This is a genomic window from Streptomyces longisporoflavus, from assembly GCF_014649775.1.
GTDB classification, from domain to species: domain Bacteria; phylum Actinomycetota; class Actinomycetes; order Streptomycetales; family Streptomycetaceae; genus Streptomyces; species Streptomyces longisporoflavus.
The window spans coordinates 1-530 of the sequence record NZ_BMTR01000157.1; the positions used below are offsets into that span (position 1 = coordinate 1).

Consider the following 530-nt stretch of genomic DNA (forward strand, 5'->3'; position numbering starts at 1 on the left):
ATCCGCGTCGGCGGTCACGACCTGGCCGCCGACCCGCAGGCCGTACGGTCCGCGATCGGTGTCACCGGGCAGTTCTCCGCCGTCGACGGCCTGATCACCGGCGAGGAGAACATGCTCCTCATGGCCGACCTGCACCACCTCTCCAAGCAGGAAGGCCAGCGGGTCACCGCCGAACTCCTCCAGCGCTTCGACCTGGTCGAGGCCTCCAAGAAGCCCGCCCAGAGCTACTCCGGCGGCATGAAGCGCCGCCTGGACATCGCCATGACCCTGGTCGGCAACCCGCGCATCATCTTCCTCGACGAGCCCACCACCGGACTCGACCCCCGCTCACGGCACAACATGTGGGGCATCATCCGCGAACTCGTCAACAGCGGCGTCACCGTCTTCCTCACCACCCAATACCTCGAAGAAGCCGACGAACTCGCCGACCGCATCGCCGTGCTCAACGACGGCAAGATCGCCGCCGAAGGCACGGCAGAAGAACTCAAGCGCCTCATCCCCGGCGGACACGTACGACTGCGCTTCTCCGA

Annotated in this window: 1 protein-coding gene; it reads left to right on the top strand. The window is 66.6% G+C overall.

Going from position 1 to position 530, the window contains the following annotated elements:
* A partial coding sequence (locus tag IE226_RS43835; protein WP_190087113.1) for an ATP-binding cassette domain-containing protein occupies positions 1–530 on the top strand: 530 nt, incomplete at both ends.